Source organism: Ornithinimicrobium ciconiae, assembly GCF_007197575.1.
Lineage (GTDB): Bacteria > Actinomycetota > Actinomycetes > Actinomycetales > Dermatophilaceae > Ornithinicoccus > Ornithinicoccus ciconiae.
Window position 1 is genome coordinate 474,262 of the sequence record NZ_CP041616.1, and the last position, 13,562, is coordinate 487,823.

Consider the following 13,562-nt stretch of genomic DNA (forward strand, 5'->3'; position numbering starts at 1 on the left):
AGGGACGTCTGTCGGGCAGGGAGTCCAGCTAGGCCCTCGCGACCCGTGTGGGGGCCCGCGCGAGCCACGACTCGATCCTCACCCCGCGCAGCTCCTCGACCGGTATGTCGGCCAGTCTGGCCATGGACGCGACGCTACTCCGCGCGCAGGTGCGCGACCAGGTCCGGCGCAATCCCGACATACGAGACGGGGGTCATCGCCGCCAGGCGCTCCTCCACCTCGCTCGGCAGACCCAGCCCGCGGACGAACTCCACGAGCTCGGCCTGGCCGATCCGCCGGCCGCGGGTCAGCTCCTTGAGCCGCTCGTAGGGGTTGTCCATCCCGGGGTGGCCGGCGGCTGCCAGCGCGCGCATCGCTGACTGGATCGGCTCCGCGAGCACCTCCCAGTTGGCGTCGAGGTCGGCGGCCATCCGCTCGGGGGCGGCGTCCAGTCCGGCCAACCCGCGGGAGACGTTGTCCAGCGCGAGCAGCGAGTGACCCAGCGCGGTGCCGATGTTGCGCTGCATCGAGGAGTCGGTCAGGTCCCGCTGCAACCGCGAGGTCACCAGCGTCGAGGCGAGCACGTCGAGCAGGGCGTTGGACACCTCCAGGTTGGCCTCGGCGTTCTCGAACCGGATCGGGTTCACCTTGTGCGGCATTGTCGAGGAGCCGACCGTGCCCTGCCCCCGGACCTGCGCGAAGTAGCCCATCGAGATGTAGGACCACACGTCCGTGCACAGGTTGTGCAGCACCCGGTTGAACCGTGCGATGTCGGCATAGACTTCGGCCTGCCAGTCGTGGCTCTCGATCTGCGTGGTCAGCGGGTTCCAGGTCAGGCCGAGCCCGGTGACGAAGTCGTGACTGATCTGCTGCCAGTCGGCGTCGGGCACCGCGGCCAGGTGGGCGCCATAGGTGCCGGTCGCGCCGTTGAGCTTGCCGAGGTACTCCGCCCCGGCCACGCGGGCGAGCTGCCGGGACAGTCGCCACGCGAGGACGGCGAGCTCCTTGCCCATCGTGGTGGGGGTGGCTGGCTGGCCGTGGGTGTGCGCCAGCAGCGGTATGTCGGCCAGCTCGCGAGCCATGCCGCTCACCTGCTCGACCAGCTGGGTCGCGCGCGGGAGCCAGACCCGCTGGACCGCGCCCTGGACCATGAGCGCGTACGACAGGTTGTTGATGTCCTCGGAGGTGCAGGCGAAGTGGACCAACTCGGCCAGGTCGCCGCGGTTGTCGAGTCGGTCGGTGAGGCGGCGCTTCAGGAAGTACTCGATTGCCTTGACGTCGTGGACCGTCTCGGCCTCGATCGCGGCGAGCTCGTCGATGGCGGCAGTGTCGAACTCCTCTACCAGCCCGCGCAGGCTCCTCGCCTCGTCCTGGCTGAGGGTGCCCGCCCCGGGGACGACCTCACCGGTGGTGAGGTGGATGAGCCACTCGATCTCGACGTGCAGCCGGGTGCGGTTCAGCGCCGGCTCGGAGAGATGGTCGACCAGGGGCGCGACCGCCCGGCGGTAGCGGCCGTCGAGGGAGCCGAGAGCGATCGGGGGAGTGAGGTCCGCGAGGGAGGGCATGGGTCGATTCTCGCATCGCTCCCGAGCGGTGGCGCCCGCCGTTGCCCCCGAGCGATGCGACCAAAGGGGCGCCATGCGACGTCCAGGCGTTCACATAGCGCTCTTCTGGTCGCATCGCTGCGGCGCGAGCAGTCGATAGGTGTGCGCCGGAACCGCGGTACGGCTACTTCTTGACGTCTGGGTCGATCTCGTCGGCCTCGAGGTACTGATCGGTGACCCGGTCACGGTGGTCACGAGCCTCCTGGGTGGCGGCCCGTGCCTGGGCCTCTCGCCGGTCGGCCTCCTCCTGCACACGTCGCGCCTGCTCCTTGGCCTCGTCGGCCTCCTGCTGCGCCTGACGGGCCGTGGCCTCGCGGTCCTCGGCGTAGCGCTCGCCACCCGTGGCCCGCTCGCGGATGTGCCCGGCCTCCTCGCGGTGCCGGGACTTGTTCTTGCTGTTCAGGAAGGCCCAGACGGCACCCAGCACCAGCAGCACCAGGATCGCGAGTAGCAGCCACATCAGCCAGTCGTCCATGACACACCTCCAGGTCGTCGTTCTCTCCACGCTAGCGGTGCTGGCCCGTCCCGGCGCGTTGGCCCGCACGACCTGTCCGGCGCGTTGGCCCGCACGACCTGTCCGGCGCGGTGGCTGGCTGGCACCGGGGTGCAACGCCTGCCGCTTGCCTGGTCCGGGTCGTCGCAGGACGATGAGTTACACCGCGCCCGCGGGTCAGCCCACCTGTCAGCCCCGATGGAAGGACGACCATGACTCTGCAGGACCCCGAGATCATCACCCACGCCGCACAGGCCACCGCCGTCGTGCGTGGCTCGGTCGGGGCGGACGAGATCGCCGCCTTCTACGACTCGGCCTACAGCGCCGTGGTTCAGGCGCTCGGGCGTCAGGGTGTGGCGCCTGCCGGTGCCGCGCTCGGCTACTACCTGAGTATCCCCACCGAGCGCTTCGAGCTCGAGGCGGGCTTCCCCACCGCCGCGCCGATCGCCGATGACGGCGACGTGCTGGCCAGTGAGCTACCCGGCGGCGAGGTGGCCCACGCCGTGCACGCTGGTGGTTTTGAGTCCCTCGGTGACTCCTGGGGGGCTCTGATGCAGTGGGTGGGTGAGCAGGGGCGCACTGCGGACGGGCGGATGTGGGAGGTTTATGTCACCGAGCCGTCGCCCGAGACGGATCCCGCCACACTCCGCACCGAGCTCTACCTGCTGCTCACCGGGTGACCGGAGCGCTGCCAGCGTGCTGAGGTGCGAGAGCCCGGGGGAACCAGCCGTGCTCGGCTAGCGTCCCTGCACCATGGGACTCACACGATGGATCCGGGTGCTGGGGGCGGTCGCGCTGCTTGCCGCCGTCGTGCTTGGCGTGGGCTACCTCATCGGCCGACCGAGCGCCGCGGACAACGTGCTGCACGAGCTCCGCGGCATCGACCCCGAGGATGTCGCGCAGGTGGGGACCACCGTCGTCCTGGCCGACTGGGACGGCACGATCTCCCTGTTGGACCTGGAGTCCGGCCAGGTGCATGCCGACGTCACCGACCTGGGCTGGCTGTGGAAGCAGTGGTACGCCGGGCGTGGGGAAGTAGCACTGATCACCACCCACCAGGGCGGTGTGATCGCCTACGGACACGACGGCACGGAGCTCTGGAGCCGGCCCGAGTTCGTCGGTCGAACGGCGCGTCCTCTCGCGGTCTTCGGTGACGGGACGACGGTGCTGCGTGACTGCAAGCGCGGCGAGGCTTGCGTCTACCGAGCGGTCGAGCCCGACGGGAGCCAGCGCTGGAGCCAGCGCGAGGGAAGTAGCCGCTGGACGACCCTGGAGTGGTATGCCGAGGAGGTCGAGTCCGGACTGCCGCTCCAGCTGCCCGACCAACTGGTGAGCCAGCCCAGGCCGAACGTCGCGGCCGGCGCCGAGCAGGAGGTCCTGCTCCACGACCCGGCGACCGGTGAGGGCAGCCGGCTCGGTCCGGGTTTCGCCGTCGCGGGGGAGGGCGTCATCGCCCAGCTCGACACCACCGACGGAGCATGCAACCTGACCATCCGCCGGGCCGGTCCGGACGCGGACGTCCGTGAGTTCCCCAGGATCTGCGAGGGTTTCGAGGATCCCGGGATGGCGCTGCTCGGCGAGAATGTGCTGATCGCCGACGGGGAGCAGGAGATCCTCGTGACGGTTGAGGACGGCACCGTGGCCACGGTGCCGCAGGGGCTGCTCAACGTCGAAGCGAGCGCGGCGGGGCTGATCGGCCTGGACGAGACGTCCTGGCTGTTCGGGACCAACGATGAGGGGACGATGGACCACCGGGTGGAGGCTGACCTGCTGATTTCCCACGGCGCCGAGACGATCGTGGCGACGTCCTACCGCCAGCCCTGGAACCCGTTCGCCGGTGACAGCGTGCGCCACGTGGTGATCGACCCGGTCACCGGCGAGACCTGCGGCACGCTCGAGGTGACCTCTCTTGGGTCGCCCACGCCGTTGCCCGGCTGCCGTGCGGTGGTGACCGACCCGCGGGTCGGAGAGTCCTTCGTCGTCGGGCGCCCCTGAGCGCGTGGCCACAGCCCCGGTGGTGCCAGGGGCACACCCGGGGAAACCGGTGGAGCGGCCTCCCCGCCCGGGCTACTGTCGTCGGGTGCTGACGGAACCAGACCTGGTCGCCGCGGGCGCAGCCCTGGAGGAACGTTTCGGTGCCGAGCGGGCGTCCGCGTTCGCGCGCGGACTGCCGGTGCTGCTGCGCGGCCTGAGTCAGCGCTGGAGCCTGGAGGTCGAGGGGCTGCTGCCCTCAGGGGCTACGTCGGTGGTTCTCGCTGTCACCCACCGCTCGGGGCCAGGGGTGCTCAAGATCAGCCCCGACGCCGGGTTCCTCACCCGGCAGGTCCGGATGCTGCGCCACCTCGTGCCGACGGGTCGGGTGCCCACCGTCCTGGCCGAGGACCCGTCCGGCGGGGCGATGCTCATGGAGCGGGTCGTGCCCGGCACCACCCTGGACGACTCGCGCGCCACCCCGCCGACACCGCAGGAGTGGGCTGAGCTGCTCAGCGATCTGCACGGCACCACGGCCGACGGCGTGGCCGAGGTGCTGCGGCAGCGCTGCGAGGACATGTTCCGCAGGATCGGTGCACGGCAGACCCTGCCGCAGGTCAACGAGCACATCTCGCGGGAGGTCTGGGGCCGGGCGGTGGACGAGTGCCTGAGTCTGCTCGAGACCGACCGGGAGCAGGTGGTGATCCACGGCGACCTGCACCTGGGCAACGTGCTGCGCGCCGAGAGCCGGCCTGACGGACGGACTCTGGTGGCCGTCGACCCCAAGCTGTGCGTCGGGGACCGCTGCTTCGACATGGTCGACTTCGTGGTGACCACCGGCACCGCGGAGGAGATGGCCCAGCGCGCCTATGACCTGGCGTCCCTGGTCCGGGTCGACCCCGAGCGGCTGCTGCGCTGGAGCCGGGTCAATGCCGTGGTCACCGGGATCTCGCGGCTGAGCTGGTCAGGTCCCGATGACTGGACACGGACGTTGCTGGAGTTTGCGCAGCAGCCGTGAGCGGCAGTTCGCGCCAGCTGGCCGGGCGCATGTCATGGGACACCATGACGACGCTCTGCAGTCCGTGGCCAAGACACTCCAGGACGCGTGAGGCGCTCACCTCGTCCAGGTGGGCGGTCGGCTCGTCGAGGAGCAGGACCGGACGCCGGGAGAGTATGCCGCGCGCGAGGCTCAGCCGGGTGCGCTCGCCACCGCTGAGCCCCAGGAGGCGCGTCTCCAGTCCGTCGGGGAGCTGGTCGAACCAGTGACCGAGGTCGACAGCCCGCAGGGCCGCGACGAGGTCCTCATCGCGGGCGTCCGGACACGCCAGGACCAGGTTGGCACGGACCGTCCCCTGGAAGGCGTGCGGCTCGTCGTCGGCGACCGCGATGCGCCGGCGCACCTGCGACAGCGGGAGGTCTCGGACCTCGGTGGCGCCGTGGCTGTAGGTGCCGACGGTCGGGTCGAGGTGACGGGCCAGCACCGCGAGCAGGGTCGACTTGCCCACGCCGTTGGGACCGGTCAGCACCAGCCGCTCGCCGGGCTGCAGACGCAGGCTCACGGGGGCCAGGTCTGGCTCGACGGCGGCCGCGTCCCACGCGGCCTGGACCGCATCGGTCGACACCACCGGTGCGGCATCCGTCACGACGGCCACCCCAACTGCGGCATCCGTCACGACGGGCACCCCAACTGCGGCGGTGCGGTCAGCGGCCGGCGGGCGGGCGTCGCGTTCCTGCGCGACAGCGGGCTGCTGGGCGAACAGGGTGGCCAGACGCCCTCGGGCTGCCTGGGCCCGGGCCCGCGCACCGAAGATCTCGGGCACGGTGGCCCATGCCTCCGCGATCGCCATGGGGGTCAGCACCACCAGGGCCGCGACCGGTCCGGAGAGTGTCCCGGCGACAAAGGCCTGGCCAGCGAGCCATCCGACGGTGCCGACGGCGGCAGCGATGACCCCCCAGGTGAGGGCCACAACCACGCCCCTGGCCCGGCTCAGACTGCGGGCCGCCGAGTCCTCGCCGTGGTGGGCCGTGTCGATCCGGTCGACGAGGCGGTCAGCATGCCCGACTCCGGTCACCGCCTGCACCTGGGTGAGCTGGGCAGTGACCAGGGTCGCCAGGGAGCGCACGGCGCCGCGGGCCGTGACCAGGTCCTGGTGAGCCGACTGTTCCAGTGCCTGACCGGCCCGGCCGAGAAGCAGCACGACGACGGAGGCGGCCAGCACCACCAGGCCGGCCGGCGCCAGGAAGGCGCCCACGACCAGCGCGGCCACGGCACTGGCGAGCACGGCTCCCCACAGCGGCACCGTCACTCGCACCTTCTCGTCGGTGACGTCGTCCAGGTCTCGCACCACCGCCGTGAGGACCTCACCGCGGCTGCGCCGTCCGAGGCGGGCGGGCGTCAACGGAATGAGCCGCCGGAAGGCGCGGGTGCGCTCCGCGGCCAGTGTCTCCAGGGCGACGTCGTGGGAGACGATGCGCTCGGCATACCGCAGCACGGGTCGGGCCAGACCGAAGGCGCGCACGCCGACGATCGCGACCAGCAGGGTCAGGACGACCGGTTGATAGGAGGCCTGCACGATGAGCCAGCCGGACGTCGCCGTCAGGGCGACGCCGGAGGTGGTGGCCAGGCCACCGACCGCGGTTGCGAGCGTGAGGCGCCGCTGTGGTGAGGGGATCCAGCGGTGCAGCAGGGTCGGTGGTGAGGTGGTGACGGCGTCGCCGGCATCGAGAGCAACGCCGCCACCAGTCTGTGGGGCCGAGACAGGTGTCTCGGTGGAGAGGGGCCGTGCCGCGGTCGGGGATGGCACCTGCCTGCCGCGGTCGAGGCGCGCAGCCAGCGGGATGCGCCAGCGCTGGTCGGCGTGATCCGCCAGGTCCAGGTCGTGGGTTGCCACGATCACCCGACGGTGCCGGGCCAGCTCGGTGACCAGTGCGTGGATCTCGGGCAGCGCGTCGGCCGCGAGGTGTGCGGTGGGCTCGTCCAGCAGCACCAGCGGGGCGGTGGAGACGAGGGCGCGGGCGAGGCCGAGGCGGCCACGTTGTCCGGCGGACAGGCCGAAGCCGTCGTCACCCAGCACCGTGTCCAGGCCCTCCCGGACGACCAGCGCCTCCCACAGCCCGACCCGCTGCAGTGCCAGGCGCATCTCGGCGTCGCTGGCGTCGGGGCAAGCCAGCGCCAGGTTCTCTCGGACCGATCCCGGGAGCAGCAGCGGCCGCTGGGTGGCCAGGTGGGCGGACGGCGCGCTCACGGATCCTGCGGACGGCAGGCGCAGCCCGGCGATCAGCTCGAGGAGGGTGGTTTTGCCCGCGCCAGAGGGGCCGGTCAGCGCGGTCAGGCCCGGGCCCGGGGGTGTCGTCAGCGTGAGGTCGCGCAGCGTGTCTGCGCGGCCCGGGTGGCGGTAGGCGAGGGTGTCGACGGCGACCCTCACGCCACTCGGTGTGCTCGGTGGGGTGGTGGGGGTGAGGTCCTGCCCGAGTTGTTCCAGCGCCTCGGCGCCGTCGGCGGCGTTGTGGAACTCCGCACCGACCCGGCGGATCGGCCAGTAGGCCTCAGGGGCGAGCAGGATCGCCGTCATCGCCACCTGCAGGTCCATCGCACCGAAGGCCAGTCGCAGTCCGACGCACACCGCGACCAGCGCCACCGAGATGGTGGCCAACAGCTCCAGGGCCACGGTGCTCAGGAAGGCGGTCCTCAGCGTGCGGACGGTGGCGACCCGGTGCCGACGGCCGACCTCGGCGACCACGGCCACCTGGCGCTCAGCCCGGCCGTAGGCGACCAGGGTCGGCAGGCCCCGCACCACGTCGAGGAAGTGCCCGGCCAGGTCGGTCATCGCGTCCCAGCGAGTCCGCGTCTCCTCCCGGGTGTGGCTGCCGATCAGGATGGCGAAGATCGGCATCAGGGGCAGGGTGAGCAGCACGATCAGGGCGGCCCAGACGTCCACCACCAACAGCGTCAGCAGGCTCAGTGCCGGCACCACCGCGGCGGCGACGAGGGCGGGAAGGTAGCGCGCGACATACGGCTCGATCGCAGCGACCCCGTCGGTGGCGCGACGGACCGCGTCATCGGGCTGCGGACGGGACTCCTCCGGCAGCCCGGACCAGCGACGCAGCAGTTGGGAGCGCATCCCGGAGGCCACGCGCTGACCGGCCCAGCCGGCGACCGACTCCTGCGCCCCGGCGACCAGACCGCGGAGCACCAGCAGGGCAACCGTCCAGGCCAGCGGGGCGGTGAGTTCCCCGCCGGTGACCACAGTGCTGGCCAACCAGGCGAGGCAGACCGCCTGGGCGACGGCCAGGGTGCCGGCCAGGACCCCCGCGACCGACAGAGCGGCCACAGGAGCACGGGCGGCGGGAACCTGGCGCAACAGCTCCGGGTCGAACGGCTTCATGACTGGGGGGTCACCACCGTCTCGTCCTCTGGTGTGTCCACGGCCGGGATGTGGTGGCCGCTGATCCGCTTGCGGAAGGTCCAGTAGGTGAAGGAGGTGTAGAGCAGCACGATCGGGACGAAGAGGACCGCGACCCAGGTCATGATCATCAGCGTGTAGTCGGTCGAGGACGCGTTGGTCGTGGTGAGACTGAACGCCGGGTCGGTCGAGCTCGGCATCACGTCGGGGAAGAGCGCGATGAACAGCGATGCGACAGCCAGGGCGATCGCCACGAAGGTGCCGGTGAAGGCCCAGCCCTCCGAGCCCTGCCGGGCCTTGGCCAGGGCGGCCAGCAGCGCCACCGCAGCCAGACCGGCCACCACCCAGGACAGCGCCGTGCCCGTGTCCGTGTGGATGATCGCCAGCCAGACGACGGCCAGGACAGCCGCGACCACACCCACCCGGACGGCCAGGGCGCGGGCGTCGTGGCGGATCGGGCCGTCGGTCTTCAGCGCCAGGAACATCGCGCCGTGCGTGACGAAGACGCCGAGGAAGACCAGGCCGCCGAGCAGGGCGAGCGGGTTGAGCAGGGTGAAGAAGCCACCGGTGTACTCCATGTCGGCGTCGATCGGCACGCCGCGCACGATGTTGGTGAAGGCCACGCCCCACAGCACCGCCGGGATCACCGACCCCAGGAAGATGCACCAGTCCCAGCGCTGGCGCCAGACGTCGCTGTCGACCTTGCCGCGGTAGTCGAAGCCGAGCGCTCGCACGATCAGGGCGACGAGGATGATGAACAGCGGCAGGTAGAACCCGGAGAACAGGGTGGCGTACCAGTGCGGGAAGGCTGCGAACATGGCCCCGCCGGCCGTCAGCAGCCACACCTCGTTGCCGTCCCAGACCGGGCCGATGGTGGAGAGCATGACCCGCTTGCGGGTCTCACCGTCCTGCTCCTGCGTGCTCCGCCCGAGCACGGGAAAGAGTGCTCCGACGCCGAAATCGAATCCCTCCAGGACGAAGTAGCCGATCCACAGCACGGCGATGAGGATGAACCAGATGGTGGTCAGTTCCATTGCTTCACTTCCTTGTCAGTATGCCGAGGGGCTCAGTAGGAGAAGACGAACGGTTCGTCGTCGGCCCGGTCGCGGGGGTCGAGGGACTCGCCGTCATACTCGGGCGCTCCGGCGCGGGTGTATCTCAGGATCAGACCCACCTCGATCACGGCCAGCACCCCGTAGAGCAGGGTGAAGCCGATCATCGTGGTGGCCACCTCGGCTGTCGTGGTGCCCGGGGAGACACCGGTGTGCGTGCCCATCAGCCCGAACACCACCCACGGCTGACGCCCCATCTCGGTGAAGATCCAGCCCCAGGAGTTGGCCAGCAGGGGCAGGAACATGACGGCGATGGCTGACCAGTACCAGAACCGGTGGCGCATCTCCTTGCCCTTCCACAGCCAGAGCAGGGCGAGCGCCGCGATGCCCATCGCCGCGAAACCGAAGCCCATCATCAGCCGGAAGGTCCAGTAGGTCACCGGGATGATGGGGCGGTAGTCCTCCATCTCGGTGAGTTCGTTGCCGGCATAGGTGACCTGGTAGTCCGCCTGGAGGTCGTTGATGCCCTCGACGCCGCCGTCCAGGGTGCCGGTCGACAGGTAGGACAACAACTTAGGCACGGTGAGCGCCCAGACCTCCTCGGTGCCGTCGAGGGTGCCGACGGTGATGATCGAGAAGGGCGCGCCGACTCCCTCGGGGACGGTGTCGTAGAGCCCTTCCGCGGCGGCCATCTTCATCGGCTGGACCTCGGTCATCACCTTGCCCTGCAGGTCGCCGGAGATGGCGGTGCCCAGGCCTCCGACGAGCACGGCGATCGCGCCGATCGTGGCGGCCTTGCGATACATCGGCTGCTCGCTGTCGGGGGTGCGCTGACGCCAGACGTGCCACAGGGCGATCGCCAGCATGAAGCCACCGCCGGTCATCAAGGCGGCGGTCATCACGTGGGGGAAGGTCACCAGCTGGACCGGGTTGGTCATCACGGCCCAGAAGTCGACCAGCTCGGCGCGGCCGGTCTCGGGGTTGTTGTAGTAGCCCACCGGGTGCTGCATGAACGAGTTGGCCGCGAGGATGAAGTAGGCCGAGAGCACCGTGCCGAGGTGGATCAGCCACATGCAGGCGAGGTGCAGCTTCTCGGGGATGCGGCCCCACCCGAAGATCCACAGTCCCAGGAAGGTCGACTCGAGGAAGAAGGCCAGCAGCGCCTCGATGGCCAGCGGCGCCCCGAAGATGTCACCGACGAAGCGGGAGTAGTCCGACCAGTTCATCCCGAACTGGAACTCCTGCACGATTCCGGTGACCAGGCCGAGCGCGAAGTTGATCGTGAAGAGCTTGCCGAAGAACTTGGTCAGCCGCAGCCACTCCGGGTTGCGGGTGCGCATCCAGGCGGTCTGCAGGATCGCCACCAGCAGCGACAGGCCGATCGTGATCGGCACGAAGAAGTAGTGGTAGACGGTCGTGATGCCGAACTGCCAGCGAGCAAGCTCAAGTGCTTCCATGGGCGCTCCCCACACAGAGGTGACGTGCCGGGCGCATCCCGGTGCGCCACGGACATAGTGACTACTACATTACGTAGTGACACTACGCCGCGTAGTAGATGGGTGCCAAGCCCGAGGGGCGTGATCTCGGCCTCACTTGCCGACCTCCGACGAGCGCGCGGCGTTGCGCTCTCCCGGGTGACCGGGCGCGTGGCGTCGGGCTCAGGCCCAGAACGCCCAGGTGAGAGAGGCCCACGGAGCCGCCGCGATCACGGCTGTCGTCAGCAGCACCGGCACGGCCGAGGGGTGTGTGCGCTCGTGCCCAGGGAGTGCTCGCAGCCGCACGATGAGCTCGCTCGGAGCGCCCGAGCTGCCGAGCGCCGCCGGTGGATGGGTTGAGCCGGCCATCACCGCCAGCGCCACGCCCAGGGGGGTGACCCCGACGCGGCGTGCCGCCCGACGGTCGGCCAGCAGCTCGATGAGCAGCCGCACCTCGGCCAGCGCGTCGTCACTGCGCAGCCGTCGGGGCACGGTCCAGTGCAGCACTGTGAAGAACTCGAGCATCAGGTCGTGCCGGGCGGTGGTGTGGGCGCGCTCGTGGGCCAGCACCGCGCGCAGCTGCTCCTCGGTGAGTGCCTCGACGGTGCCCTGGGTCAGCACCACCCGCGAGCGCAGACCGGGCAGACAGTATGCCGATCGGCCCGGGTGGTCGACGACTCGCACCCGCCCGTCAGAGCGGCTGGCGACCACGTCCACGAGGTTGCGCTGGGCGCGCCTGTCGGTCCGCAGGCCACGACCGATCAGGTGGGCCGACCGGAGCAGCATCACGGACATGCCCCCGGTCATCACCGTGGCGACGACCACCGCCAGGGAGACCCGTGTCGACTCAGTGAAGAAGGTCGGCACGGTCCCGCCCTCGCTGTTCAGCGCGATCGCGGCTGCCGGCGCGGTCATCAGGGCGGCCAGCACCCCGGCGGCGCCGGCGACCTGCCACAGCGCCAGCGCGGCACCGGGAGTGCGGCGCAGCCAGTGCAGACGGGGCAGCAGCCGCGGCATCCCCACGGTCAGCAGGATCGCGGTCGCCGCGAGGGCGAGGACGGGCAGTGCGGATGACACCGGCGCTGCCCGTGCCTATCCGTTCGACGTGGGCGGGGCTGCGCCCAGCAGGGCCTGGAGATCGGAGATCTCCTGCTCGCTGGCGCCCCCGATGAAGTGCAGCATCGCCGCCTTGCGGTCACTGGTGTCGAGCGACTCCAGGGTGTTGCGCATGGTGGCGGCCGTCATCTCCTCACGCGACGCGGTCGGGCTGTACTGCCAGGCTCGTCCGTCGCGGACGCGGGTGACGACCTTCTTCTTGGCCAAACGGTCGAGCACGGTCATGACCGTGGTGTAGGCGAGGTCGCGATTCAGCGCGAGGCGCTCGTGCACCTCGCGCACGCTCATATCGCCGTCACTGTCCCAGAGAACATCCATGACGGCGCGCTCCAGGTCACCAAGACTCGCTCCGAACGGCCACATAGACCCCATGATACGCCTCCGCGGGCCGTAGTCCTACGTCGTGTAGGAGATCTCACTTCCGCCCGTCCCGGGGTCAGGGCGACGGGTAGCCCTGCGGGTTGTCCTGCTGCCAGCGCCAGGTGTCGGCGCACATGTCCTCAACCGTCCGCTCCGCACGCCAGCCGAGCTCGGCCTCTGCGCGGGAGGGATCGGCATACGAGGCGGCGATGTCACCCGCACGCCGGGCCACCACGTCGTAGGGGATCTGCTGGCCGCTGGCCCGCTCGAAGGCGGTGACCAGCTCCAGCACGCTCGTCCCTGATCCGCTGCCAAGGTTCCACGCCGACAGCGGCTGGTCGGTCTGCCCGATCCGCTCCAGGGCGGCCAGGTGCCCCAGGGCCAGGTCGACCACGTGGATGTAGTCCCGCACGCCCGTGCCGTCCACCGTGTCGTAGTCGTCACCGAAGACCTGCAGCCGCTCGCGGCGACCGACCGCGACCTGGGCGATGAACGGCATCAGGTTGTTCGGTATGCCGGACGGGTCCTCCCCGATGCGTCCCGAGACATGTGCTCCGACGGGGTTGAAATAGCGCAGCAGCGCAATCCGCCAGGTCGGATCGGCCACGGCGACGTCGCGCAGGATCTGCTCGATCATCACCTTGGTCCAGCCGTAGGGGTTGGTCGCCGACGTCGGCAGGTCCTCGGTCATCGGCACCGGAGCGTCGGCCCCATAGACCGTGGCGGAGGAGGAGAAGACGAGCTGGCGCACGGCATACTCCTGCATCGCGCGCACGAGGGAGATGGTGCCGCCGACGTTGTTGTCGTAGTAGTCCAGCGGCTGCTCGACGCTCTCACCGACCGCCTTCTTGCCGGCGAAGTGGATCACGGCGTCGAAGGCGCCCTCGCGCAGCACGGCGCGCACGGCCTCGTGGTCGCGCAGGTCAACCTCGTGCACCGGCAGGTCTGCCCCCGTGAGCTCCCGCAGCCGGTCGATGGCCGAGGGCACCGCGTTGCTGAAGTTGTCGAGGATCTCGACCTGGTGGGCCGCGGCGAGCTCGACGACGGTGTGGGAGCCGATGAACCCGGCACCGCCGGTGACCAGAACCTTCTGCCTCATGGCACCGACC

The 13,562-nt window shown here is 70.5% G+C and carries 11 protein-coding genes; 3 read left to right on the top strand and 8 right to left on the bottom strand.

Annotated features, from left to right (window positions below; all coding sequences use genetic code 11):
* Nucleotides 1-134: 134 nt before the first annotated feature.
* Both purB and FNH13_RS02140 read right to left on the bottom strand, forming a co-directional pair.
* Complete coding sequence (gene purB, locus FNH13_RS02135; RefSeq protein ID WP_143781935.1) at nucleotides 135-1,544, bottom strand: adenylosuccinate lyase; 1,410 nt, start codon at nucleotides 1,542-1,544, stop codon at nucleotides 135-137.
* A gap of 163 nt (nucleotides 1,545-1,707) precedes the next feature.
* On the bottom strand, nucleotides 1,708-2,058 hold the full coding sequence (locus tag FNH13_RS02140) for a hypothetical protein (protein ID WP_143781936.1): 351 nt from the start codon (nucleotides 2,056-2,058) through the stop codon (nucleotides 1,708-1,710).
* Nucleotides 2,059-2,288: 230 nt separating this feature from the next.
* On the opposite strand from FNH13_RS02140, the gene FNH13_RS02145 reads away from it, so the two are divergent.
* The 3 genes from FNH13_RS02145 (at nucleotide 2,289) to FNH13_RS02155 (ending at nucleotide 5,065) form a co-directional block, all read left to right on the top strand.
* Nucleotides 2,289-2,756, top strand: a complete 468-nt coding sequence (locus FNH13_RS02145; protein ID WP_143781937.1) for a GyrI-like domain-containing protein — start codon at nucleotides 2,289-2,291, stop codon at nucleotides 2,754-2,756.
* Nucleotides 2,757-2,829: 73 nt separating this feature from the next.
* Entirely contained in the window at nucleotides 2,830-4,071 is a 1,242-nt protein-coding gene (locus tag FNH13_RS02150; protein WP_143781938.1) for a hypothetical protein, read from the top strand.
* 85 nt (nucleotides 4,072-4,156) lie between these two features.
* On the top strand, nucleotides 4,157-5,065 hold the full coding sequence (locus FNH13_RS02155) for an aminoglycoside phosphotransferase family protein (RefSeq protein ID WP_165699979.1): 909 nt from the start codon (nucleotides 4,157-4,159) through the stop codon (nucleotides 5,063-5,065).
* Here FNH13_RS02155 and cydD read toward each other — a convergent pair.
* The 6 genes from cydD to galE form a co-directional block, all read right to left on the bottom strand.
* A complete protein-coding gene (cydD, locus tag FNH13_RS02160; protein WP_143781940.1) occupies nucleotides 4,986-8,432 on the bottom strand; it encodes a thiol reductant ABC exporter subunit CydD in 3,447 nt (1,148 codons plus the stop codon). The two genes, FNH13_RS02155 and cydD, sit on opposite strands and share 80 nt — an antisense overlap.
* The gene (gene cydB, locus FNH13_RS02165) at nucleotides 8,429-9,484 is read right to left on the bottom strand and encodes a cytochrome d ubiquinol oxidase subunit II (protein WP_143781941.1); all 1,056 of its coding nucleotides are present in this window, start codon (nucleotides 9,482-9,484) and stop codon (nucleotides 8,429-8,431) included. Before cydB ends, cydD begins: the two co-directional genes overlap by 4 nt.
* A gap of 32 nt (nucleotides 9,485-9,516) precedes the next feature.
* Nucleotides 9,517-10,959, bottom strand: coding sequence for a cytochrome ubiquinol oxidase subunit I (locus tag FNH13_RS02170; RefSeq protein ID WP_143781942.1), 1,443 nt, complete (start codon nucleotides 10,957-10,959; stop codon nucleotides 9,517-9,519).
* Nucleotides 10,960-11,160: 201 nt separating this feature from the next.
* A complete protein-coding gene (locus tag FNH13_RS02175) occupies nucleotides 11,161-12,054 on the bottom strand; it encodes a M56 family metallopeptidase (RefSeq protein WP_143781943.1) in 894 nt (297 codons plus the stop codon).
* A gap of 15 nt (nucleotides 12,055-12,069) precedes the next feature.
* Nucleotides 12,070-12,456, bottom strand: a complete 387-nt coding sequence (locus FNH13_RS02180; RefSeq protein WP_143781944.1) for a BlaI/MecI/CopY family transcriptional regulator — start codon at nucleotides 12,454-12,456, stop codon at nucleotides 12,070-12,072.
* Nucleotides 12,457-12,529: 73 nt separating this feature from the next.
* Nucleotides 12,530-13,552: a UDP-glucose 4-epimerase GalE gene (gene galE, locus FNH13_RS02185; RefSeq protein ID WP_143781945.1), complete on the bottom strand. Its 1,023-nt coding sequence runs from the start codon at nucleotides 13,550-13,552 to the stop codon at nucleotides 12,530-12,532.
* Nucleotides 13,553-13,562 lie beyond the last annotated feature (10 nt).

What these genes read in the sequence shown, in the direction of transcription:
- galE (WP_143781945.1), bottom strand. Translation starts at nt 13,552, where the DNA reads ATGAGGCAGAAGGTTCTGGTCACCGGCGGTGCCGGGTTCATCGGCTCC.
- FNH13_RS02180 (WP_143781944.1), bottom strand. Translation starts at nt 12,456, where the DNA reads ATGTGGCCGTTCGGAGCGAGTCTTGGTGACCTGGAGCGCGCCGTCATG.
- cydD (WP_143781940.1), bottom strand. Translation starts at nt 8,432, where the DNA reads ATGAAGCCGTTCGACCCGGAGCTGTTGCGCCAGGTTCCCGCCGCCCGT.
- purB (WP_143781935.1), bottom strand. Translation starts at nt 1,544, where the DNA reads ATGCCCTCCCTCGCGGACCTCACTCCCCCGATCGCTCTCGGCTCCCTC.
- FNH13_RS02150 (WP_143781938.1), top strand. Translation starts at nt 2,830, where the DNA reads ATGGGACTCACACGATGGATCCGGGTGCTGGGGGCGGTCGCGCTGCTT.
- FNH13_RS02145 (WP_143781937.1), top strand. Translation starts at nt 2,289, where the DNA reads ATGACTCTGCAGGACCCCGAGATCATCACCCACGCCGCACAGGCCACC.
- cydB (WP_143781941.1), bottom strand. Translation starts at nt 9,484, where the DNA reads ATGGAACTGACCACCATCTGGTTCATCCTCATCGCCGTGCTGTGGATC.
- FNH13_RS02170 (WP_143781942.1), bottom strand. Translation starts at nt 10,959, where the DNA reads ATGGAAGCACTTGAGCTTGCTCGCTGGCAGTTCGGCATCACGACCGTC.
- FNH13_RS02140 (WP_143781936.1), bottom strand. Translation starts at nt 2,058, where the DNA reads ATGGACGACTGGCTGATGTGGCTGCTACTCGCGATCCTGGTGCTGCTG.